The organism is Aurantimonas marina (assembly GCF_017183135.1).
GTDB classification, from domain to species: Bacteria; Pseudomonadota; Alphaproteobacteria; order Rhizobiales; family Rhizobiaceae; genus Aurantimonas; species Aurantimonas marina.
Window position 1 is genome coordinate 1 of the sequence record NZ_JADDXW010000058.1, and the last position, 704, is coordinate 704.

The window sequence follows — 704 nt, forward strand, 5'->3', positions numbered from 1 at the left end:
GCGATCTTGTCCTCGGCGCCGCCCTTGCCGCCGGAGACCACCGCGCCGGCATGGCCCATGGTGCGGCCCTTCGGTGCCGTCCGCCCGGCGATGAAGCCGACCGTCGGCTTCGAGCGGCCCTTTTTCGCCTCGTCCTTCAGGAACTCAGCCGCCTCTTCCTCGGCCGCGCCGCCGATCTCGCCGATCATGATGATCGACTGCGTCGCGTCGTCGGCCAGGAACAGCTCCAGCATGTCGATGAACTCCGTACCCTTGACCGGGTCGCCGCCGATGCCCACCGCCGTCGTCTGGCCGAGCCCCTCGCGCGTCGTCTGGAACACCGCCTCATAGGTCAACGTACCGGAGCGCGAGACGATCCCGACATTGCCCTTTTGAAAGATGTTGCCGGGCATGATCCCGATCTTGCACTCGTCCGGGGTCAGGACGCCCGGGCAGTTCGGCCCGAGCAGCCGCGATTTGGATGTGTCGAGCCTGGCCTTGACCCTGACCATGTCCATCACCGGAATGCCTTCGGTGATGCAGACGATGAACGGAATTTCCGCATCGATCGCCTCTTCGATGGCGGCGGCGGCCCCGGCCGGCGGCACGTAGATCACGGAGGCATTGGCGCCGGTCTTGTCCCTGGCCTCGGCGACCGAGGCGAAGATCGGCAGTTCGACGGCGCGGCCGTCGGCCGTGCCCTGCCACATCTCGCCGCCCTTCTT

The 704-nt window shown here is 67.2% G+C and carries 1 protein-coding gene; it reads right to left on the reverse strand.

Going from position 1 to position 704, the window contains the following annotated elements:
* Positions 1-704 (reverse strand): succinate--CoA ligase subunit alpha (sucD, locus tag ING15_RS19290; protein WP_206456465.1); only part of this gene is annotated, 704 nt, incomplete at both ends.